General features: G+C 65.5%; 21 protein-coding genes and 1 pseudogene. 6 read left to right on the top strand and 16 right to left on the bottom strand.

Going from position 1 to position 20,190, the window contains the following annotated elements:
* Positions 1-6: 6 nt before the first annotated feature.
* The 7 genes from NLN62_RS00110 to NLN62_RS00080 all read right to left on the bottom strand — a co-directional run bounded on the left by NLN62_RS00110 (position 7) and on the right by NLN62_RS00080 (position 6,215).
* A complete protein-coding gene (locus NLN62_RS00110) occupies positions 7-345 on the bottom strand; it encodes a hypothetical protein (RefSeq protein ID WP_156944952.1) in 339 nt (112 codons plus the stop codon).
* A complete protein-coding gene (locus NLN62_RS00105; RefSeq protein WP_051390294.1) occupies positions 323-1,423 on the bottom strand; it encodes a hypothetical protein in 1,101 nt (366 codons plus the stop codon). Before NLN62_RS00105 ends, NLN62_RS00110 begins: the two co-directional genes overlap by 23 nt.
* Positions 1,416-1,835, bottom strand: a complete 420-nt coding sequence (locus NLN62_RS00100) for a hypothetical protein (protein ID WP_027528164.1) — start codon at positions 1,833-1,835, stop codon at positions 1,416-1,418. Before NLN62_RS00100 ends, NLN62_RS00105 begins: the two co-directional genes overlap by 8 nt.
* Positions 1,836-1,868: 33 nt before the next feature.
* Positions 1,869-2,837, bottom strand: coding sequence for an alpha/beta fold hydrolase (locus NLN62_RS00095; protein ID WP_254106938.1), 969 nt, complete (start codon positions 2,835-2,837; stop codon positions 1,869-1,871).
* Between the two features lie 199 nt (positions 2,838-3,036).
* Positions 3,037-4,467: a TolC family outer membrane protein gene (locus NLN62_RS00090; protein ID WP_027528162.1), complete on the bottom strand. Its 1,431-nt coding sequence runs from the start codon at positions 4,465-4,467 to the stop codon at positions 3,037-3,039.
* A 174-nt stretch (positions 4,468-4,641) separates the two neighbouring features.
* Positions 4,642-5,421, bottom strand: coding sequence for an enoyl-CoA hydratase (locus NLN62_RS00085; RefSeq protein WP_027528161.1), 780 nt, complete (start codon positions 5,419-5,421; stop codon positions 4,642-4,644).
* 149 nt (positions 5,422-5,570) lie between these two features.
* Entirely contained in the window at positions 5,571-6,215 is a 645-nt protein-coding gene (locus NLN62_RS00080) for a hypothetical protein (RefSeq protein ID WP_027528160.1), read from the bottom strand.
* Positions 6,216-6,502: 287 nt separating this feature from the next.
* Between NLN62_RS00080 and NLN62_RS00075 the strand changes: the two genes are divergently transcribed.
* Both NLN62_RS00075 and NLN62_RS00070 read left to right on the top strand, forming a co-directional pair.
* Positions 6,503-7,048 carry a sigma-70 family RNA polymerase sigma factor gene (locus tag NLN62_RS00075; protein WP_254106937.1) on the top strand — a complete coding sequence of 182 codons (546 nt, stop codon included), beginning with the start codon at positions 6,503-6,505 and terminating at the stop codon, positions 7,046-7,048.
* 1 nt (position 7,049) lies between these two features.
* A complete protein-coding gene (locus NLN62_RS00070; protein ID WP_027528158.1) occupies positions 7,050-7,688 on the top strand; it encodes an NrsF family protein in 639 nt (212 codons plus the stop codon).
* A gap of 6 nt (positions 7,689-7,694) precedes the next feature.
* Here NLN62_RS00070 and NLN62_RS00065 read toward each other — a convergent pair whose 3' ends face one another.
* On the bottom strand, positions 7,695-8,795 hold the full coding sequence (locus tag NLN62_RS00065; RefSeq protein WP_027528157.1) for a DUF2336 domain-containing protein: 1,101 nt from the start codon (positions 8,793-8,795) through the stop codon (positions 7,695-7,697).
* A 63-nt stretch (positions 8,796-8,858) separates the two neighbouring features.
* Positions 8,859-10,016, bottom strand: a complete 1,158-nt coding sequence (locus NLN62_RS00060; protein ID WP_027528156.1) for a GGDEF domain-containing protein — start codon at positions 10,014-10,016, stop codon at positions 8,859-8,861.
* A 473-nt stretch (positions 10,017-10,489) separates the two neighbouring features.
* Here NLN62_RS00060 and NLN62_RS00055 point away from each other — a divergent pair, with 473 nt between their 5' ends.
* The 3 genes from NLN62_RS00055 to NLN62_RS00045 are packed head-to-tail and all read left to right on the top strand — an operon-like array spanning position 10,490 to position 13,467.
* A complete protein-coding gene (locus NLN62_RS00055) occupies positions 10,490-11,059 on the top strand; it encodes a sigma-70 family RNA polymerase sigma factor (protein WP_027528155.1) in 570 nt (189 codons plus the stop codon).
* On the top strand, positions 11,056-11,754 hold the full coding sequence (locus NLN62_RS00050; protein WP_254106936.1) for a hypothetical protein: 699 nt from the start codon (positions 11,056-11,058) through the stop codon (positions 11,752-11,754). The genes NLN62_RS00055 and NLN62_RS00050 overlap by 4 nt, the downstream gene beginning before the upstream one ends.
* Before the next feature lie 12 nt (positions 11,755-11,766).
* Positions 11,767-13,467 (top strand): S8 family serine peptidase, encoded by a 1,701-nt coding sequence (locus NLN62_RS00045; RefSeq protein ID WP_254106935.1) that lies wholly within the window; start codon positions 11,767-11,769, stop codon positions 13,465-13,467.
* Between the two features lie 230 nt (positions 13,468-13,697).
* Here NLN62_RS00045 and NLN62_RS00040 read toward each other — a convergent pair whose 3' ends face one another.
* Positions 13,698-13,952 (bottom strand): hypothetical protein, encoded by a 255-nt coding sequence (locus NLN62_RS00040; RefSeq protein ID WP_254106934.1) that lies wholly within the window; start codon positions 13,950-13,952, stop codon positions 13,698-13,700.
* Here NLN62_RS00040 and NLN62_RS00035 point away from each other — a divergent pair.
* On the top strand, positions 13,951-14,448 hold the full coding sequence (locus NLN62_RS00035) for a TIGR03809 family protein (protein WP_156944951.1): 498 nt from the start codon (positions 13,951-13,953) through the stop codon (positions 14,446-14,448). The genes NLN62_RS00040 and NLN62_RS00035 overlap by 2 nt on opposite strands.
* 138 nt (positions 14,449-14,586) lie before the next feature.
* On the opposite strand, the gene NLN62_RS00030 is transcribed toward NLN62_RS00035, so the two are convergent.
* The 6 genes and pseudogenes from NLN62_RS00030 to NLN62_RS00005 form a co-directional block, all read right to left on the bottom strand.
* Complete coding sequence (locus tag NLN62_RS00030) at positions 14,587-15,957, bottom strand: TIGR03808 family TAT-translocated repetitive protein (protein ID WP_027528151.1); 1,371 nt, start codon at positions 15,955-15,957, stop codon at positions 14,587-14,589.
* Between the two features lie 201 nt (positions 15,958-16,158).
* Positions 16,159-16,806 (bottom strand): pyroglutamyl-peptidase I, encoded by a 648-nt coding sequence (locus NLN62_RS00025; RefSeq protein ID WP_254106933.1) that lies wholly within the window; start codon positions 16,804-16,806, stop codon positions 16,159-16,161.
* Entirely contained in the window at positions 16,803-17,792 is a 990-nt protein-coding gene (meaB, locus tag NLN62_RS00020; protein WP_254106932.1) for a methylmalonyl Co-A mutase-associated GTPase MeaB, read from the bottom strand. Before meaB ends, NLN62_RS00025 begins: the two co-directional genes overlap by 4 nt.
* An 81-nt stretch (positions 17,793-17,873) precedes the next feature.
* The gene (locus NLN62_RS00015; RefSeq protein WP_254106931.1) at positions 17,874-18,857 is read right to left on the bottom strand and encodes a tripartite tricarboxylate transporter substrate binding protein; all 984 of its coding nucleotides are present in this window, start codon (positions 18,855-18,857) and stop codon (positions 17,874-17,876) included.
* 132 nt (positions 18,858-18,989) lie between these two features.
* Positions 18,990-19,814, bottom strand: coding sequence for an RsiV family protein (locus NLN62_RS00010; protein ID WP_254106930.1), 825 nt, complete (start codon positions 19,812-19,814; stop codon positions 18,990-18,992).
* A 162-nt stretch (positions 19,815-19,976) separates the two neighbouring features.
* Positions 19,977-20,190, bottom strand: a pseudogene (locus NLN62_RS00005) (hypothetical protein); the annotation flags it as partial.

The following is a 20,190-nucleotide window of genomic DNA, read 5'->3' as shown; positions in this document are numbered from 1 at the left end:
GACGCGTCAGCTTCGCTTGGGCACGAGCCCGTTGCAGCCGCCGGCCTGCTCGGCATCGAGCACCAGCAGGGCGCCGGCGGCGTAGAGCCGGCCGACGAAGTCGGCGGCGTTGGAGCGGGCGATGGTGACGTAGGCGTACGAGGCCAATACGCGACCGTCGGCCTTCGCGATTGCCGCGATCGCCTGCGCCTGTGGCCCGATCACGGCCAGCGAGCGGCCGGGCGCGGAGCCGAAAGTCAGGGCAACGACAAGCGCAAGCCAGCCCGCGACGACGAGCGAGACCGCAAACGCGACCCTGCGGAGCGGCCGGGGTGTCGTCCGGCTAGTAGTCGTAGAAGTGCTCAAGGCTCGCACCCTTGGTCGTCAGCTCGCGCTTGATCTCGACGAGCCGGTCGATCCTAGCCTTAAGGCCGGCCCTTCGGAAGCCGGGTTTGGCGTCCAGATCCAGTGAAAACAGTTCCGTAGTGTCGGGAATATCGAGAGCCGTTCCTTTCGGCGCGATCACGGTGATGAGGATATCGTGATTGCCGGCGATCTCCGCCAGGCGGTGGCCGCCATCGAGCAGCTTGTTCAAAATCTCGCTCAGCGCCTTGTAGCGCGGCGCCTGCACGAGCTGCCAATCCGGTGGCAGCGTCCGGACCGGGGTGATGCGTGGCTCGGCGCCAAGCACGTCCTGCGGGAGCGTCGCGACCACGAACATGATGTCGCGTGGCTCGTCGTCATCGCTGGCATCGAGCGCCTTCTGAATCGCGGCGGCGTAGCCGATCTTGACGAAATACTCGGTGCCGAGCGCAAAATTGCGCTCCCACGTGCGCAAATCACTCGGCGTCGGTGCCGAGATCGCCGTTAGCCCGTTCAGCGTGTCGCGGAACGGATATTTGTACCAGGGAATGGTGTAGAGGAAGGCCGCATAGTCCTGCAGCACCGCGCGGGCATATTCATCCTGCGGCGTGAGCTTCTCGCCCCTGATCCATTCGAACGCGCGCCCGATCGTGTTCTCGTAAAATCCCTTGATCGCGTATTCGGCGGAGTAGCTGATGCCGATGACGTAGATCATCATCTTCACGTCGAAGCGCGACTCGGCGCTCGCCGGGACCGCGCGGTTGATGGTGCAGAAGCTCTGCCAGAAGCCGAGGATGTGACGCAAATAGCCGAAATGGCTTTCGCTCGATTGGTCGAGGAAACGGCCAAAATCCTCGAAGGAATAGACGATGTACCATTCGGGGAAGGTGAAATAGGTGTTGTCGAGCGGCCGGCGATAGCCCTTCTCGCCGATCGGCGGCAGCGGGTCTGCGGCCGTCACCGCAGATGCAATGTCGGATGTGGGCTGGCAGGTCCCCTCGATATAGGCGAGTGGCCCCAGGATCGCGACGACGATCAGGACGACTAGCGTGAGGACGATGCGACGCAAGCGCTTAAGCATGGGCCGGGCGTGTGCGCGGTGCGAGGAGATAGCCGATCAGGATGGCAAGCCCGCCGAGCCCGAGATGCGGCGCATTGGCGAAGATGCGGGTCGACAGCGGCAGGTTCAGCACGCCGTTGATGAGGATGCCGAAATCGAGATAGCCGCTGCCGGTGAGGAGGCCGAGCACGCCATCGGCGAAATAGAAGACGCCGAAGAGCTGGAAGAACAGCTCGGATGCGCGTCGCGAGGTCAGCGCCGAGGCAAGGGCCCACAGCGCGGAGACGAGATGCAGGCCGTCGGCGTACCAAGTGCGGCGAAACAGGCCGAAGATCATGTCGTTCTGGTCGATGAAGGCGGGGATGTAACCGGTCAGGATCACGAAACCAAGCAGTGCGGCATAGCCAAGGGCGCACAATCTGATGATGTCCATGAGTCCTCCGGTGAGTTCGAATCTTGATCGAGTTTAGAGTGTCCCGAGCGCCTTGAGCAGGGCGTCATTGAACTGGCCGGGATTTTCGATCTGCGGAATGTGACCGAGTCCGGGCAGCAGAGTGAGGTGCGCCTGGGGCAGCAGACCATTCAAGTCGCGCGCCTGGGCGAGCGGCGTCACGGTGTCCATCTCGCCCCAGAGGATTGCGACGGGCTGCTTGAGCCGCGCGTAGGCGCCGCGGTCGGCGCTGATCGCGCCGCGATCTGTACCTGCGAAATAATAGACCCAGTCGGCAATATCCGATGTCGAGTTCTGGCGTGTCAGTGGCCGCTGCAGGACCTCGACATATTCAGGCAAGGCGCGATCCTTTTTCGCGATCAGCGATTGCAGCAGCATCTTCGTGGCAAGTGGATTAGTGACCGTCAGTGACACCAGCATTTCACGCAGCCATTTCGGACGCAGCGCTGCCGGTGGATCGGACGGTTCGGCCGTCAGCCCCAGCGCGGCGTCCACCAAGACCAGCGCGCGGGCGCGCGCCGGGAAGCGCAGCACAAGCTCAATCGCGGCACCGGCACCGAAGGAATGGCCGACGATGATCGCGGGTGCTGCATTGAGCTTCTCGAGCACGTCGCTGACGCGCTCGGCCTGATCCTGTCGCGTGTAGCCGCCCGGCCGATCCGAGAAGCCGAACGGCGGCAGGTCGAGCGCGATCACGTGATAACCGCCGGCGGCGAGCGCTTCGCTCGTCGCCCGCCACAACTCGCTCCAGGCCGCCGTGCCGTGAAACAGCACGACCGGAATTCCGGCCGGCGGGCCTTTCTCCTGAATGAACACGTCACCCGAGCGCGTCGTCACCCAATGCCCGCTCGACGGCGCGTGATCGGCACGGCCTGCCGTCTCGCGAGCGGAAGCCGCGAGCCGGAATGCGATGACCGCTGCGACGACCAGCAGCACGAGGGCGCCGCACAGCTTGGCCGCACCTCGAGGAATTCCAGTGATCAAAAGGCCTCGCGGGATGAGTCGGTTGATATTGGACCGCTACTCTAGCGCGAGTTGATTTGGCGTTGAAGCGAACCGCGGTCGTGGGCCCCGCTCACGATGGAGTGGTGCTGCTGATTTGCCCGACGCGTCAAATCCTGGCCGGCGAAGCCATTCTACTTTGCATGGGGTTGTTTTCGATGTTTTGAGGAGCCTACCCGATTCACTGCCCCGACGGCGTGCGCAGGCCGTGCCAGGCGTCGCGCACCTGGTGATAGTGCACTTCGGGCAGATAGTCGGGCGTGTTGAGGCTCAAGGTCTTGACGTCGAGGTGGCCGACCGCGCTGAGCAGCGTGTAGGAGGCGATGACGCGGTCGCGCAGCGCGCCGATCAGGCGGGCCTTGGCCTGGATCAGGTCGGCCTGCGAGTTCAGCACGTCAACGGTGGTGCGCTGTCCGCCGGCGGCTTCGCGCTGCACGCCCTGCAGGGCGACGGTCGCCGCCTTCACCTCGGACTCCGAGGCTGAGACCGCGATCTTGGCGCCTTCGTTCGCCACCCAGGCGCTGGTCGCGGCGGTGCGCGCCTGGTTGCGCACCTGGTCGAGCACGAGGCGGCTTTGCGCCGACACCTCCTTGGCCTGCCGGGTTTGCGAGGCGGCCGTGCCGCCGTCATAGATCGGCGCGGTGACGTTGGCGACGATGGAGGCCTGGTCGGTGCCGAGGGTACTGAGCGTCGGGTCGGCGTCGCGGCTGCGGCTGGCGCTGCCCTGCACATTGGCGCTCGGTAGCAGTGCGCCTTCGGCGACGCGGATATTGGTGGAGGCGACGTCGACGTCGAAGCCTGCCGCCATCACCGCCGGGTGCTCGCGGATCGCCATGGCGAGCGCGTCCTCGCGGCTCTTCGGCAGATAGCGGTCGACGACCTCGGCGGGCCGAAGCTGCGACGGTGGGTTGCCGATCACCTGGGCGTAGGTCGCCTGGCTGACGGCAAGCGCGACTTCGGCGGCGTTGAGATCGGAAAGCCCGCGGTTGAGGCGCGCCTCGGCCTGCGCCGTATCGGTCGGCGTGACGTCGCCGGCGTTCAGCCGGCGCTGGGTGACGGCGAGTGTCTCGCGCAGGAACGCGACGTTGGAGCGCTGCGCCTCGACCAGCGACTGGTTGGCGAGCACGTTGGTGTAGGCGGTCACGGCATCGAGCAGCACGCCCTGGCCGACATTGCGCAAGGCCTCACGGCCCGACTGCACCTGGAGCTCGGCGACGCGCACGCTGTTGGCGGTACGGAAGCCATTGAACAGGGTCTGCGTCACGGTGACGCCGATGGTCCAGGGCTTCAGCGTCGCGGTCTGGATGGTGTTGTCTGGAAGCAGGTTGCGCACCGATTGCAGGCCGGCGCTCAGGCTAGCCACGATCTGCGGCCGGTAGCCGGCAAGCGCCTGCGGCACGTTCTCGTCGGTGGCGCGCTGGCGCGCCCGCTCGGCATTGAGCTGCGGATTGGTCTGATAGGCTTTTGCCAGCGCTTCCGGCAGCGCTTCGGCCAGCGCAGCGGCCGGGAGGGCGCAGGAAACCGTTAGCGCGGTCCATGTGACAAGGACATGACCCACGCCCGATCGGCGCCGCGTCCTTACGCGGCCAGTTCTGGCGGCACGCCCCTTCATCTGATCCCGTAACAACCCCGGCTATCCGCCCCCGCCGACGGCGGCCCTCTTACCTGTTTAACCAGCGCCGGTCCCGCAGGCAAACTGCCGCGGGTGAATGTCCCATGAAATCCGCGCTTGTTGCAGCTACGTCACAGGATTTTGCGGGAAGGGATGGGGAGCCTTACACCAACCTTACCGATTCTTGTTCAGCGGCTTGCGCTTCTCGATGAACGCGGCCATGCCCTCCGAGCGGTCCTCCAGCGCGAAGGTGGCGTGGAAGAGGTTGCGCTCAACCTGCATGCCCTCGGCGAGCGTGGTCTCGAAGGCGCGGTTCACCGCTTCCTTGGCCATCGCGGCCGCCGGCTGCGACATCGCGGCGATCTTCTCGGCAGCCGCGATCACCTCGTCCATCAGCTTGTCGGCAGGGACCACACGGCTGACGAGGCCGCTTCGCTCGGCTTCCGCCGCATCCATCATGCGGCCGGTGAGGCAGAGGTCCATCGCCTTGGACTTGCCGATCGCGCGCGTCAGGCGCTGCGTGCCGCCGATCCCGGGAATGGTGCCAAGCGTGATCTCGGGCTGGCCGAATTTCGCGGTGTCGGCGGCGATGATAATGTCGCACATCATCGCGAGCTCGCAGCCGCCGCCGAGCGCGTAGCCCGCGACCGCGGCGATCGTCGGCTTGCGACAGCGCGCCACGCGGTCGCCGCCGATGGCGGCAAAATCTTCCGAGAACATGTCGATGAAGCCTTTCGGCTGCATCTCCTTGATGTCGGCACCCGCGGCGAATGCCTTCTCGCTGCCGGTGACGACGATGCAGCCGATCGCGTCATCGGCCTCGAGATCGTCGACGGCGGCGGCGATCTCGCGGAAGACGCCGAAGGACAGTGCGTTGAGCATCTTCGGGCGGTTCAGCTTGATGATGCCGACCGCGCCTTGGCTTTCGACGATGATGTGCTCGAACGTGCTCATGCTCCACCCACGCGTTTTTCGATTTCAGCGGGCAATGTGCCCGTTGGCGGGGTGGGCTTCAAGAGGGCGAAAACGCCTGACGGGACGCGCGAGCCGCGCGTCCCGGAACCGGCTCAGGCCAAGAATCAAGCGAAGAATCAGGCCAAGAATCAAGCCATGAACATGCGCGCGGCCGAGGCCAGCGTCAGGAGCGCGCCGAAGCCGATGAAGATCTTGCCGATCAGCGAGCTCTGGTCCCAGGCCGAGTTTTCGCTGCTCGCGGCAGCCATCACCGGAGCCGGGCGCGGCTGTGCATCGGTCGCCGCGACGGCCTTTTGCGCAGGCGGGTTATCCTGCTGCTGGGTGGCATCATCCGGCTGATCTGACGCGGCCACCTGGCTGTCCGGCGCTGCAGCCGCCTGGTCTGCCGCGGCCTGCAAATTGTCATTGGCCCGCGACGTCATGGCGGTGGCCGCAGCGGCGGTCGGCGTATCGGCGGAGGCGAGCTGCGCATTGGCGTTGGCGACTGCGGGCGGCATGGCGCTGGAGGCCGGCGCGATGCTCTCGGCGGCCGCGGCGTCCTTATTATCGCTCTTGCCTGCCTTGTCGTCGGAGGATTTCTCCGCCGTCTTGCTGGTGTGGTGACGAGCGTGGTGACGCCGAGGCTTGGTTTCTTTGACGGTCTCGCTCGAATTGCTCGCGCTGTCCGACTTGGTGTCGCTCGCGGCGGTCGGTGCAGCCTGTGCGGTGTCCCCGACTGCGACGAAGAGTCCGGCGGCGAGAATCAACGCTACGCGCCCGCTGGCTTTGATCATTGTGATGATCTCCCCAATTGGCCCATCCCGGGGCGAACAGAGACCCCTGGGCGTGACCACAGCTGGGCAAAAAAAGGGAATCTTCGGGCTGGACCGGGCAAAACCGGGGCAATTGGTGGCCCGCAAAGCGCCCGATGGATGCCAGCCGGAGGGATCGGTGTTATGAGCCTCCCCGACTTGCGGGCCGGGCCGGATTCTACACCCTCAGCTTGATCACGAAGTCGTGATCTGGGCGGTGCGGGCGTAACAAATTGAAAGAGCGGCCGAATTGCTAGGTGGGAGCGCGCGTGCGCGGACGTGAGGACGAATGGACCGGCCTGATGCGGTCGGCCATGGCAGGGGATGATGCGGCGTATCATCGCCTGCTGAAGGCGGTCACGCCGGTGCTGCGGGCTGCCGCCCGGCGCGGACTCGCGCGGGCCGGCCAGCCTCCCGATCAAGCCGAGGATATCGTGCAGGACATTTTGCTGGCGGTGCATTTGAAGCGGCATACCTGGGATAGCGAAGCGCCTCTCGCCCCTTGGCTGTTCGCGATCGCCCGCAACAAGCTGATCGACGCGCTAAGGCGACGGGGCAGGCGGATCTTCGTCAATATCGACGATTTCGCCGAGACGTTGCCGGGCGAGGCTCCGCCGGAGACGGCCTCCGCAGGCGAGGTCGCGGCGCAGCTTGCGACACTGCCGCAGCGCCAGCGTGACGTGTTGCAGTCGATTGCGGTCGACAGCGCCTCGATCAGGGACACCGCGTCAAAGTTGTCGATGAGCGAAGGCGCGGTGCGCGTCGCGCTGCATCGGGGGCTGGCCGCGCTTACCGCCAAACTGCCGGACAGATGAGATGGATACCGATCAACTCATTCGCACGCTCGCGGCCGACAACGCTCATCGTGCGCCGAAGGTCGGTGCCGTGCTGGCGCTGTCGCTGCTGGTGGCCGCGCCGCTCTCGATCCTGATCTTCGCCACCTTCCTCGGCGTGCGGCCGGACGTGATGAGCGCGATGCACAATCCGTTCTTCGATATGAAGTTCGCGGTCACCCTGTCGCTCGCGATCCCCGCGATCGCGATCAGTCTGCATCTGTCGCGGCCCGAGGCCTTGATGCGCGGCTGGGGCTGGCTGCTGCTGCTCCCCGTGGCCTTGCTTGCGGTGGCGATCGGCGGCGAGATGATGATGGCGCCTGCGATGCCGATGACGATGCGGCTCGTCGGCAAGAATTCAAGGGTGTGTCTGTCGGCGATCCCTGCGATGTCGCTACCGCTGCTGGCGGGCGCGCTGTTCGGCCTGCGTCACGGCGCGCCGTCGCGGCCCGCGCTTGCCGGCGCGCTCGCCGGCCTTTTGTCGGCGGGGCTGGCGGCGACGCTCTACGCCTCGCACTGCACCGATGATTCGCCGCTGTTCGTGGCGACCTGGTACACGCTCGCCGCCGCGTTCGTGACCGCGATCGGCGCGTTCATCGGATCAAAAGTGCTGAAGTACTAGCACCGGCTACGCCGGTGCCGTGCTCTGCTGCATGCGGTGGAAGCGCAGCACCTGCTGCGCCGTCGAGGTGCGCAGCGCTTCGTAGGTGTCTCGCGCGCTCAAAAGGTCGGTCAAATCGCGGCCGGACAGCTTGTCGCGCATGGCGATGATCGCGCGCACGCTCGACCACGAGAGCCCGGCGACCTTGGCGAGGATCATCACGCCCTCGGTGCGGGTTTCGATCATCATGTTTTCGGCGATCGCAACCGGAACGCCCGCGAGCGCCGCGAGCCCGGCATTGGCCTCGTCGAATTTGCCCTGTTCGGCAAAGGCCGTGACCTGGTGCTCGTTGAGACGGCCGTCATCGAACAGCGATCTCACCAGCGCGCGCGCCATTTCGGTCTGCCGCGTCATGGTCGCCGCGCGAACGCGTTGCGCCGCCTCGTGGACCGCGCTGAGCACCGCGTCGGACTGGCCGGGATTGGCGGCTTCGAGCTTCCTGCGCACGCTCAAGGACGCCTTCGCGATCAGTTTCAGATAATGATGGCGCGGCAGGTCCGGGCGCAGGCCCACGCAAGTTGCGAGGTCGTCGTCGCGTTCGGCGCGTCCGACCAGGTCGCTAAGGCTCTTTTCCGTGAATTGCGCGCCGGGATTCTTGACCGTCGACTGCACCACCTCGTTATCGCCGCGCGCCACCAGCACGTCGGTGAGCGCATCGGACAGCACGCGGCGCATCGAGATGGCCTCGAGATGCGCCTGGCTCTTGCTGCGCGCGATCTCAATCAGGGTCGCTTCGTCGAGCCGTTCCGACTTCGACAGCACAGGGCCGGCGACGTCGATGACGTCGTCGAGCGCGAGCGTGCGGATGGTCACGGCCGGCGCCGTGTCGATCGGTGCCAGGCGCTCGGCGAGCAGCACCTTGGCCGAGGTCTCGATATGTTCGATCAGGCACTGGAAGACGTCGTCGAACACGGCGACCTGGTCGTCCGAATAGTCCACCGCGCCGGTGATGAAGAGATCGGTGACGCGGCGCAGCGTCTCGACCCGGCGCGCAACCGTGCCGTGGGACAGCGTCGCCTGCAATTCGTCGAGCAGGTTTTCGGAAACTTTGGCGGCTTTCGATCTCATGGCCCTGTCCTGGAGCGTTCGGTCCGGGGGCTCTTTCTGCGCCACCGGGCAAAAATGGATTGGTCAGCTGGTCGCAATGCGGTTGCGTCCTTGCGCCTTGGCGGAATAGAGCGCGCTGTCGGCGCGCGCGAGAAATGAGTCGGCATTATCATTGTCGCGCAGCGCTGCGACGCCTGCGGAAATCGTCACATGCATGCCGGGCGCGAATGCGCTCCAGTCGAGCTCGGCCACGATCATGCGCAGGCGGTCGAGCATGCGCATGGCGGCCTCGCCCGACGTGTCCGGCATCAGCAGCAGGAACTCCTCGCCGCCGTAGCGGCCGAAACGGTCGTTGGGGCGGATATTGGCGAAGATGGTGATGGCGAAGGTGCGCAGCACCTCGTCGCCGGTCGGATGGCCGTGGACGTCGTTGATGCGCTTGAACCAGTCGAGATCGATGAGTGCAGCCGAGCAGGGCGCTTTTGCCTCGCGCACGCCGGCGATCTCTTCATCGAGCGCGCGCATGATCGAGCGGCGGTTGAGCGAGCCGGTGAGCTCGTCGAGCTCGGCGAGCTCCTCGATGCGCTGATAGGCGGCCTTCAGCTCGATGCTGCGCCGGTACAGGATCTTGCGTAGCGTGCTGCCGAACAGGCCGAGGAAGGCGCACTGGCCGATCACCAGGACAAAGCACAGCATCGATGCGAGGCGCTCGAGCCGGCTCGTCACCGGCATGCCGATCGGCAGGTCGGAGATCAGGAAGACGAAGCCGAGCCCTATGGTCGCGAGCGCCCAGGTCAGCATCGCCTGCTGCGAGGTCATGCGCAGCGTGCCGAAGGCGAAGATCAGGAACAGCACGCTGATGAAGGCGACCCCGATCGTCGGAACCGCCAGCAGGAAGACGAGCTGGAGCGCCATATGCGCCGAGATCTGGAAGACGGTCAGGTAGTGGTCCCGGTAGCGCTCGCCGACGCCGGCCTCCGACAGCACCGCGAAGCTGCCGATGATCATCAGCCCGCCGAACCAGAACAGCGACGGCACGATCATCGAGATCGCCCCGCCATAGGCGTAGATCAACAGGACGGATGTGCCGAGCGAATAGCTCGCGGCCTGGCCGACATACATCTGGCGCCGCTGCCGCATGCGGCGCGCGACGACCTCTGGCGTGGCCTGGTCGGGAAACAGGACGAGATCCGCGACCTCTGCGGCATTCCGCTCCGGGATGGATGTCGCGGCCGTGCTCATGAACCTGCCATTGGTGAATGTCAGTCCAAAAATCTACGTGGCAAGCCTTTAGGTTTGGTATCCTTGCGGTGCGAATCCGGGCCGGCCGCCCGGGTAAGTGCCTTGATCCGACACGGAAATTAGCGAGCGATTAGGGATTGTCGGCGATAGGCCAGGGAATTGGCCAGGCAATGGGCCACGGATAAGGTCAACGGTAAGGTCCAGAGATACAGTCAATTGGCCGGCGAATACGCTGCACAAGGCTGCGTTATGGATCGAGGCTTGGTAAGATCGGGCCGCGCCCGTGTGCGCTCCGCAGGGAAAAGTTATAGTATTATGTTACCATTTTTAGCGAGCCCCCAGGGGCTGCAAGAATACGCGCGTATGTGGGGTACATCACACATGTCCCCGTGCAACCGCGGTAGGTTGAAGATTCTTGCATCACCCGTCGAACCGCCTGCCGTTTCGACCCGACCAACTTTGCGAGACGGCCTTTGAGCGTGACACAGGCGGCTTCGGACGAAGTCCTTATCGCCCGGATCGCCCAAGGCGACCGGCTCGCTATGCAGGTGCTGTACGGGCGGCACCATGTCAGGGTCTATCGCTTCGGGCTTAGGCTCGTGCGCGATGAGCAGGTCGCTGAGGACCTGATCAGTGAGGTGTTTCTCGACGTCTGGCGTCAGGCCGGAAAGTTCGAGGGCCGATCCGCTGTTTCCACCTGGCTGCTGGCAATCACCCGATTCAAGGCCCTGTCTGCGCTTCGGCGCAGGAAGGATCTTGAGTTGGACGAAGAGGCCGCCAACGCGATCGAGGATACGTCCGACGATCCGGAAACGGCGGTGCAGAAGAAGGATACCAGTGAAGCGTTGCGAGAGTGTTTGACGGCACTGTCGCCGGACCATCGGGAAATCGTCGATCTCGTCTACTACCACGAGAAGTCCGTGGAAGAGGTGGCCGAAATCGTCGGGATACCGGAGAACACCGTGAAGACGCGCTTGTTCTATGCGCGAAAGAAACTGGCCGAGCTGCTCAAGGCAGCCGGTGTTGAGCGAGGCTGGCCATGATGGCATTGAGCAAGAAGATGCTGGAGCAAGAGCCCAGTGAAATTGAGATGCTGCTGCCATGGCATGCTGCCGGCACGCTGAACCCGCGCGACGCGCGCCGGGTCGAGGACGCCCTCGCCGGCGATCCTGAATTGGCGAGGCAGTACGCCGCGATCCGCGCCGAATACGAAGAGACCATCCATCTCAACGAGAGCCTGGGTGCTCCGTCGGCCGGCGCGATGCAGAAACTGTTCGCCGCGATCGATGCGGAGCCCGCACGCGGGCCCGGAGGGCTGTCGCTCTCGACACGCATCTCGACGTTTTTCGCGAGCCTGTCGCCACGCACGCTCGCCTGGTCGGCGAGCCTCGGCGCGATCGCGCTGCTGCTCCAGGCCGGTATCATCGGGGCCGTGCTGGTGAAGAACCAGAGCTCGACCTTCCAGACCGCCTCGCTCTCCACGAACGCGCCGATCACGCGCGAACTCGGTGCCTCGCCTGGGGCGTCGGCGCATGCGCTGGTGCGGTTCACGCCGGACGCGCGCATCGCCGACATCACCACGCTGCTCGACAGCTACCAGGCATCGATCGTCGACGGCGCCAAGGGCGGCATGTTCCGCCTCCAGTTCAACAAGGCGATGAACAACGACGAGCTTGCCTCGCTGCTCGGCAGGATGCAGCGCGAGAAGATCGTCAACCTCGCCGTGGCGGCCCCCTAAGCGCCGAGAGTCATGAAGCGTAAGTCCGAAAGCGTGTCGAGAGCGGGCGTCTTCGCTTCGTCGATGGGCGCAGTTCTCTTGCTTGGCGCTTTCGGCGGCGAAGTCGCGCACGCGCAGGCGATCATGCGCACGCCGACAATCAGCATTCCCTCGCGCGTTCCGACCATCAGCCCGACGGTGACGGGGCGCGGCGGTCCCGTCGTCACCGGGCGGGCGATAACCAGCGTCGATCGCGGACCCAGGGTGGTGCCCCGGCTGACGGCGCGCATGGCCCACACGGCGGTGCTGCCTTACGTGCGCTATTCGCCCAATCTCTATCCGGCCTGTAGCGCGCCTAATCGCGACGCCGACGGAGAATGCCTGGACCAGCCGAGTGCGGCCGGCGGCGGTTCGGGCAAATCGGGCAAGAAGGGCGCCGGCAATTCCGGCCGCAACACGGCGCAGGCGGCGACCACGTCGCGCAGTATCGCCAATGAGTTCGTGGCGGAACTCGACAGCAACCTTTCGACGGCCGATGCCGACGCGCTTGCGCGCAGCCACGGCCTGACCCGCATTGCGTCGGAGAGCTTTCCGCTGATCGGCGCCACCATCGGGCTGTTCCGCATCACCGACGGCCGGCCCTACGACACCGTGCGCCGCGAATTCGCTGCTGCGAACGGCGTGCGCTCGCTGCAGCCGAATTTCCGTTACATGCTTCAGGACCAGAAGGCGGGCGTGCCCGCGGAAGGCGACCCCGCGCAATATGCGCTGGCAAAGCTCCGCCTGCCGGAGGCGCATATGCTGGTCCATGGCGCGAACGTCACGGTCGCGGTGATCGATTCCGGGATCGACACCAGCCATCCCGAGCTTGCCAACTCGATCGCGGACAATTTCGATGCGCTCGGCAGCAAGGAAGGGCCGCACGTCCACGGCACCGGTATCGCTGGTGCGATCGTGTCGCATGCGCGTCTGATGGGGAGCGCGCCCGAGGCGCGCATTATCGCGATCCGCGCCTTCGGCGGCACCACGGGGGGCGCCGAAAGCTCATCCTATGTGATCCTGAGATCGCTGAACTACGCCGCCGAGCACGGCGCGCAGATCGTCAATATGAGCTTTGCAGGTCCGAAGGACGCGGTGATCGAGCGCGCCATCGCGGCGACCGCCGCGCGCGGGCTGGTGCTGATTGCGGCGGCCGGCAATGCCGGCGCGAAATCGCCGCCGCTTTATCCCGCGGCCAATCCCAACGTGATCGCGGTCAGCGCGACCGATGCGCAGGACAAGCTGTTCTCCGCCTCCAATCGCGGCAGCCACATCGCGCTCGCCGCGCCCGGCGTCGACATCTTCCTGCCGGCGCCGGATGGCAAATACCAGATGACATCGGGAACCTCGTTCTCGGCGGCGTATGTCTCCGGCGTCGCGGCGCTGCTGCTGGAGCGCAACTACGCTTTGAAGCCGGAAGCGCTGCGCCTGACTCTTGTAAAGACCGCCCGCGACCTGGGAACGCCGGGCCGCGACGATCTGTTCGGCGACGGCGAGGCTGATGCTTACGCCGCGGTCATGGCGGTTGCGGTCGATGGTGCGACGCCGGTTGCGGCGGTGCCGGGGACAACAAAACGTGAAGATGCGTCGGAACGTCGCGAAGAGCCTGGAACACGCGCGCTGGCGCAACCCTCGCTGTCCAGCGCCGGCGATAAATCCACGCTTTCTCAATCGGATAGACCTGCCGCACGATAGTTGTCCGCAAACATGCGCGGACTGCGAAGGTTAAAAAATCACGCGGCGGGTTTTGAACGTTCGGCTCTGTGCCACGACCAAATGATGTGGGAGCGGTCATCCCTCCCCATCAGTCATATCAGGCGCGAGCGCCCATCCACCCCAAGCGCCCATATGGCTTGACCCGTCCGGTTGTCCCCCCGGACGGGTCTTTTCTTTTTGGCTCTCGATCTTCCGAAGCGCTCCGCCTTTCAGCTCCGGGTTGAGTCAGCGCACATGATCGTTTGCGAATCGCCCGGCGCATTGCGCTGCAAGTCCGCCATGCTTGTGCGGGGCTTGACCACAAAAGCCCACGAAATCTCCGCACGACTACGGAATTTCGCGCCGAAATTTGTGTCGTCGCTGGACAAGTCAAAACTTTTCCACAAAATAATCACGTCACGTCTAAATTGATTCGTCTGCGTTGCGTCCCGCGTCCGTTGTTCTCTCCTGACGGGCTCATTCATGACACATCGCCAAGGCGTGGCTCGCGGCCGCGACATCGCGGAGCGCTGGTGCGCACTCGCCGAGCAACGGTTGGAACATCTCACTGAAATGTTCGAGACCGGACGCTGGCGCCGCTATCACTCCGAAGTCGCCTTTCTCGAAAACATCCAGGAAGCCAAGCGTGCCGTGCAGACGTGGCGGGCGCTCGCCGACGGCGCTGACGTGCCCGCGATGAGCCCCGTCGGGACGTTCGCATTGGGCTGGTCGCCGGCGGTCCTGTCACGCGAAACGGTGCGGCGCGAGCACGCCCAGACCGTACAGCCGAAGGCCGTGCACATCGTGCCGGAGACGGTCGTGCCGGTCGGCCTCGCCGGCATGCCCGAACGGCTTGCCGGGATCACCGAAGCCCCGATCGCCCCCGAGCCGGTGCCCGCAATCCCCGAACACGTGGTCGAATTCACCTTCAGCCTCGACGGCATCGAAGCGAAATATCCGCTGCTGCGGAATGCGTTTTAGGTCCGCATCCTCCGTCATTGCGAGCGCAGCGAAGCAATCCAGATTGTCTGCGCGGAACGATTCTGGATTGCTTCGCTGTGCTCGCAATGACGGTGTGGCGTCAGCACGCGCGGCGGAGCCACTTTAGCGTCGTCGCACTTACCGCCGCACCGCATTCCCACCCACTACCACCTGCGCAAACCGTTGCGCACTGTCAGCCGACAAATCCGTTGTCACGGTGCGCGCATGGTCGAGCCCCACGACCGCGCCGAGCGGAGTTTCGGAGATCATGTTGTTGTTGACGAGCGCAGTGCCGGCGCCTGGCACGACGGACACGCCGACGCCGGCGAGGGCCTTGCGGATCACGTTGCCCGAGATCGCGACGTCGCGCAGATACTTGCCCCAGCCCGCGACGATGCCGTAGGACGGCGCGTTCTCGATCACGTTGCCGGTGACGGAGGTGTCCGCCTCGATGTAGATGCCGATGCCGGCATCGTCGTCGGGTGCGGTGCCGATGGGGCGCTTCGGGATCAGATTGCGGATGATGTTGCCCTGGACCACCGCGATGCGGCCGCCTTCGTTGAAATTGCAGACGGAGACGCCGACGGCGGCGCCATCCACCGTGTTATTGGCGATCACCGCGGCCTCGAACGAGAACTCCGAGTAGAGCGCGACCTCGCGCACGTCGCTGATGCTGTTGCCTGATATCTGGATGTTGGAGGCTGAGTTGCCGCGCACCGCCGAGTAATCGCAATTTTTGATGCGGTTGCCGCGCACGATGACGTTGCCAGCGCGGAAGGCGTTGATGGCGTTGCCGTATTGTCCGGACCCGCCGGGGCCGGCCATGATGTCCTCGATGCGGTTGTCGGCGACCAGCGTGCCGTCGTCGCCAATGGCGGTGCGCAGGATCTCGATGCCGTTGTCGTTGGTGCCGAGAATCGTGTTGCGCGAGACGATGAGTCCCTTGGCATCGAACGAGACCACAGCCGTCACGGCGATGTTGGTGAAGACATTGCCCGAAATGTCGCCGGCGATCTGCTCGAGCCAGATGCCGCTGCCGCCGGAGCCGGTGATCTCGCAATCGAGAATGCGGACGTCGCGTCCGCCGAGACAGTGGATGAGGCCGCGCCGTGTCGGCAGCGCAATGCCGCCGCCGTCGAAGGTGATGCCGGCAAGGCCGATCGAGCCGGCGCCTTCGCTGAGGAGGATCGAAGGACCACCGGTGAAGACCAATTTCGTGGCACCGCGCACGCCAACGAGTTGCGAGCCGTTTTGCAGCCGCAGCATACCGGTGCGGTAGATGCCGGGTGGCAGCGCCAGCGGCACCTGCGCGCGCGCCGCGTCGTCGATGGCGCGCTGGAGCGCGCGTGTCTGGTCCTCGCTGCTGCCGGGCCGCACGCCATACTGTGTGGCGTCGCGCCCGAGCACGGACGTCAGAGGGGCTGCGCGCGCGGCATCGACGGGCATGGCCAGCGCACCGGCAACGCCGGCGGTGGAAGCTCCGATGAGATGACGGCGACTGAGGTCCATAACGCGTCCTCCAGCGGACGCGGGACGCATCCGCGAGCGTTAGGTAGCGCAGAAATGGGGCAGGGCGGCTGTAGGCGGCAGAATTGTTTTGGGTAGGGTTAAATGTTTACGCAAACACGGTGCCGTAGGGTGGGTCAGCCGAAGGCGTAACCCACCATAATCTCAACGCGAGTACGGAGCCCGCGGAGCGCTAACCCCACCCTACGCAGCTGCATCCCGGCGCGCCAACTTCACCATTTCCATCAGCATAGCTTCGCCGGCATCGACCAGTTCCTCCAGCGTGATGCGCGGCGCTCCCTTGCGCCGTGCTGCGCCAGTGCGTGCCAGCAGCGGGATGTGGATGAATGCCGCAAGCTTCGGCCCGCCGGCGTTCACGCTCTCGATCGCGCGCCAGCTCAGATAGTTGCAGAGATAGGCGCCGGCATCGCGCGAGGCCCGCGCATCGATCCCGGTCAGTCGCGCGGCCCGCAAGAGCTTTGCGGTGTGCGCGCCGAACATCATCGCGTCCGCGTTTGCCCTGATCGCGCCTTTGCGGGAACGGGTATTGGCGGCATCGGGCCAGAGCATGGTGACGGCGTTACGCGCGCGGGTCTCGATGCGCAGGTACGAGGTGCGCGCGGCGAGGCCGAACATCAGAAGCGCATCGGGCCTCGCCTTCGCGAGGACCTCCGGCAATTGCCGGTCGACCGCGGCATAGGTCACCGGGAAGATGTGGGTCGCAAGCTCGACGCCGTCGAACGCCGGACGGCGCAGCCGCGCCAGCCGCCCGACCAGCGGCTGCGCCGGGTTATAGGGTGCGCCGGGGAATGGACCGAAGCCGGTGAGGAGGACGCGAAGCTTGCCGCTCATTGCAGGAGCTCCATGATGTGCTCGGCGGCGAGCGACGGCGTGACACGGCCGTCGGCCACCTCGGCCTCGATCTTCTTCACCCTGGTGCGGACGGAGGCCTCGGTGCGCAGCCGGGACAGCATGCGCTGCTCCAGCATCGACCACATCCATTTCACCTGCTGCTCGCGCCGGCGCTGGGCGAAATCGCCCGACGCGCTCATCGCCTTGCGATGATCGAGGATTTTTTGCCAGAGTTTTGCGATGCCGTTGCCGGTCAGCGCCGAATAGGTCTCGACCGGCGGATGCCAATGCTCGGAGCGGGGGCTGAGGATGTGCAGCGCGCCGCGATAGTCCGCGGCAGTCATGTTGGCGCGCTTGAGGGTGTCGCCGTCGGCCTTGTTGATCGCGATCATATCGGCGAGCTCGACCAGGCCCTTCTTGATGCCCTGCAATTCGTCGCCGCCGCCCGGCAGCATCAGCGCGAGGAAGAAATCGGTCATGTCGCAGACCGCAGTCTCGGACTGCCCGATGCCGACGGTCTCGACCAGCACGACGTCGAATCCGGCCGCCTCGCAGAGCAGCATTGCCTCGCGCGTCTTGGCGGCGACGCCGCCAAGCGTGCCGGATGACGGCGACGGGCGGATATAGGCGTGCTCGGACGCGGATAGCTGCGCCATCCGGGTCTTGTCGCCGAGGATCGAGCCGCCACTGCGCGCCGAGGACGGATCGACCGCGAGCACCGCGACCTTGTGGCCTTGCGCGATGAGATAGGTGCCCAGCGCATCGATGGTGGTGGACTTGCCGACGCCCGGCGAGCCGGTGATGCCGACGCGAACCGCCTTACCGGTGTCCGGCAGCAGCAGTTGCACCAGCTCGCGCGCGGCCGCTTGATGGTCGCCGCGCCGACTCTCCACGAGCGTGATGGCGCGGGCGAGCGCCGCGCGGCTGCCGGAACGGACGTCCCGGGCGAGGGCTTTGACGTCGAGCGAAGCCTTCTTCTGAGTCATGCCCTGCTTTACAACGGCCGGGCGGGACAGGCGAGGGCCGGGGCCGGGATCAACGCGGCCGGCTTTACCCTGCTCGACACGTTAGCCCTTGGCGAGGCCGGCGGCTTTCATCGTTGCGCCCATCTGGACATCGCTCTTGTCCATGAAGTCGGCGAACTGGCCGGCATCGCGCCACGCCATGCCGAAGCCGCGATTGGCAATGAAGGTCCTGAACTCCGCGGAGTCGAAGATCCTCTTCGCCGTCGTCGTGAGCCTGGCCACGATCTCCGGAGGCAGGCCCTTCGGTCCGCCGATGCCCCGCCAGCCGCCGGTCGAATAGTCGACCCCCATCGCTTCCTTCAGGGTCGGCACGTCGGGGAAAACAGGGTTGCGCGCCTGCGCCATGATGGCGAGGCTGCGCGCTTTCCCGGCATCGATCGTGGCACGGGCCTCGGGCACCGAGCAGGTGGCGAGATCGATGTTGCCAGCCGCAAGATCCTGCATCGCGGGTGCGGCACCGTTCGACGGCACCCAGGCGACCTGGTTGGCCGGCAGTCCCATCGCCTGCATCCAGCCGATCAGCGCGAGATGCCAGATGCCGCCCTGACCGGTACCTGACGCAATGAACTTGCCGGGCGGCGCATCCTTGATGGCCACGGCCAGTTCCTTGGCCGTCCTGTAAGGCGAGGAAGAGGAAACCTGAATGCCCGGCGCGTCCTCGTTCATCATGGCGAGCGGCGTGAAGCTCCGCGGCGTCAGGTCGGTGAGCCCCTGCCAGTGCATCATGGTGAGCTCCACGGTCAGCATGCCGATCGTGTAGCCGTCGGGAGCGGCAGTTGCGATCGCGGTGTGGCCGACGACGCCCGAGCCGCCGACCCGATTGACCACGTTGAAGGGCTGGCCGAGCTCCTTCTCCAGCATCGTCGCGAGAACGCGCGCAGTTGCATCCGTGCCGCCGCCCGCACCCCACGGCACGATCAAGGTCACCGGCCGCGCCGGATAGGCCTCAGCGCGTGCCGGCTTGAGTCCAAGAGCGGCGGCAGCGACGGACGATGCCGCGAAGGCGCGGCGCGTGATGGCAGACATGAGCACCTTCCAGAGGCGCCTGTAACGTCGGACGCCCTGTCTATGGCGACACTTTTGGCAGCTTTGCACCAGCGCGGCAAGCTGGCCGGACCAGTTGCGCTGTGAGCAACGCCTCGTTCATGCCGCAACGAATCACTGCCCGTCGTCTTCGTCGCCCTTCGGTCGCATGCCACCAAAAATCCGCGCGCCTTCCGGTGTCAAATAGGGTTTCAGCGTCTCCCACGACGCGAAGGCGACATATTCGCCTTCGGCGTAGGGGCCGACAGCATAGGGCGGATAGTGGAAGGTGAGACCGGAACTCTTGCCGGCCTCGGTCGAAGGCGCGAGCGTCACGGCGCCGATCTTGAGCAGGCTCGGCTCGACGCCCTTGAACCACTCGTTGGTGGCCGTCTCGCCCGCATCGCGCTTCTTCTTCTCGATTCGCAGCGAGGCGATCACGGCCTTCTGCATCGCCTTCATCGTCGCGCCGTTGTCGGCGGTCTCGGTGAAGAACGGGCGGATCGATATACGCTTGGCCTGCGACTTGTCCCACAGGATGGTGTCGACGCCCGAATTCGGATGCGCGCCGTGGGTATCCATGTAGTCGGCGCGGACCAGACTGACATAGCGGTCGGCAACCACCGAGCGGATCGTGTATTTGCGCTCGAAATCCCAGCCGCCGTTCTGGAAGAATTGCGGATCCTGCTTGCGCGAGGCGGCGGCATCGGCCGCATTCTTCTCGAGCCACTTCTTGCCCTCGGCGAGGCAATCGGCAGCGAGCGCAGGATCGGCCTTGATCTGGTCGTCGAGCAGCACGCGGGCTTCGATGGTCCTGTTCTTGATGATCGCATCGGGCTTGGGATCAGCCGCATGGGACGGCGAGGCGATGACGAGCGTCGCGAGGGCTGAGAGGAACGCGATCCGCAGGAGCAGCCCTGCGCGCGTGGTTGCACGATGATATGTCACATCAGTACCCATGAGTTCATGTTCGTTTTGGACGCCGCCGGCATGACCGCGCCATGACATAGGCGCCACAAGATGAACCGACGCAGAACGCGCCGGGCGGACACCCGCTCGTGAAGGTTGGTCGCCGCAAGGTGCGTTCCGGTTCTCTGCCGGAAAGCCCTTGGCCTCGTTGAGCTACTCCGCAGCGGCGCTATGCCCGAGGCGCACGTTGAGCTTGTGGATCAGCTCCTCGGCGGCATCAGCGATCACGGTGCCGGGTGGGAAGATCGCTTCGGCCCCTGCTGCATAGAGTGCGTCGTAGTCCTGCGGCGGGACCACGCCGCCGACGATGATCATGATGTCCTCGCGGCCGTGCTTCTTCAGCGCCGCCTTCAATTCCGGCACCGCG

The sequence above is a fragment of the Bradyrhizobium sp. CCGUVB23 genome, from assembly GCF_024199885.1.
GTDB lineage: Bacteria > Pseudomonadota > Alphaproteobacteria > Rhizobiales > Xanthobacteraceae > Bradyrhizobium.
The sequence above is the reverse complement of the archived record's forward strand: the minus strand, read 5'-3'. Positions and strand labels throughout refer to the sequence as shown.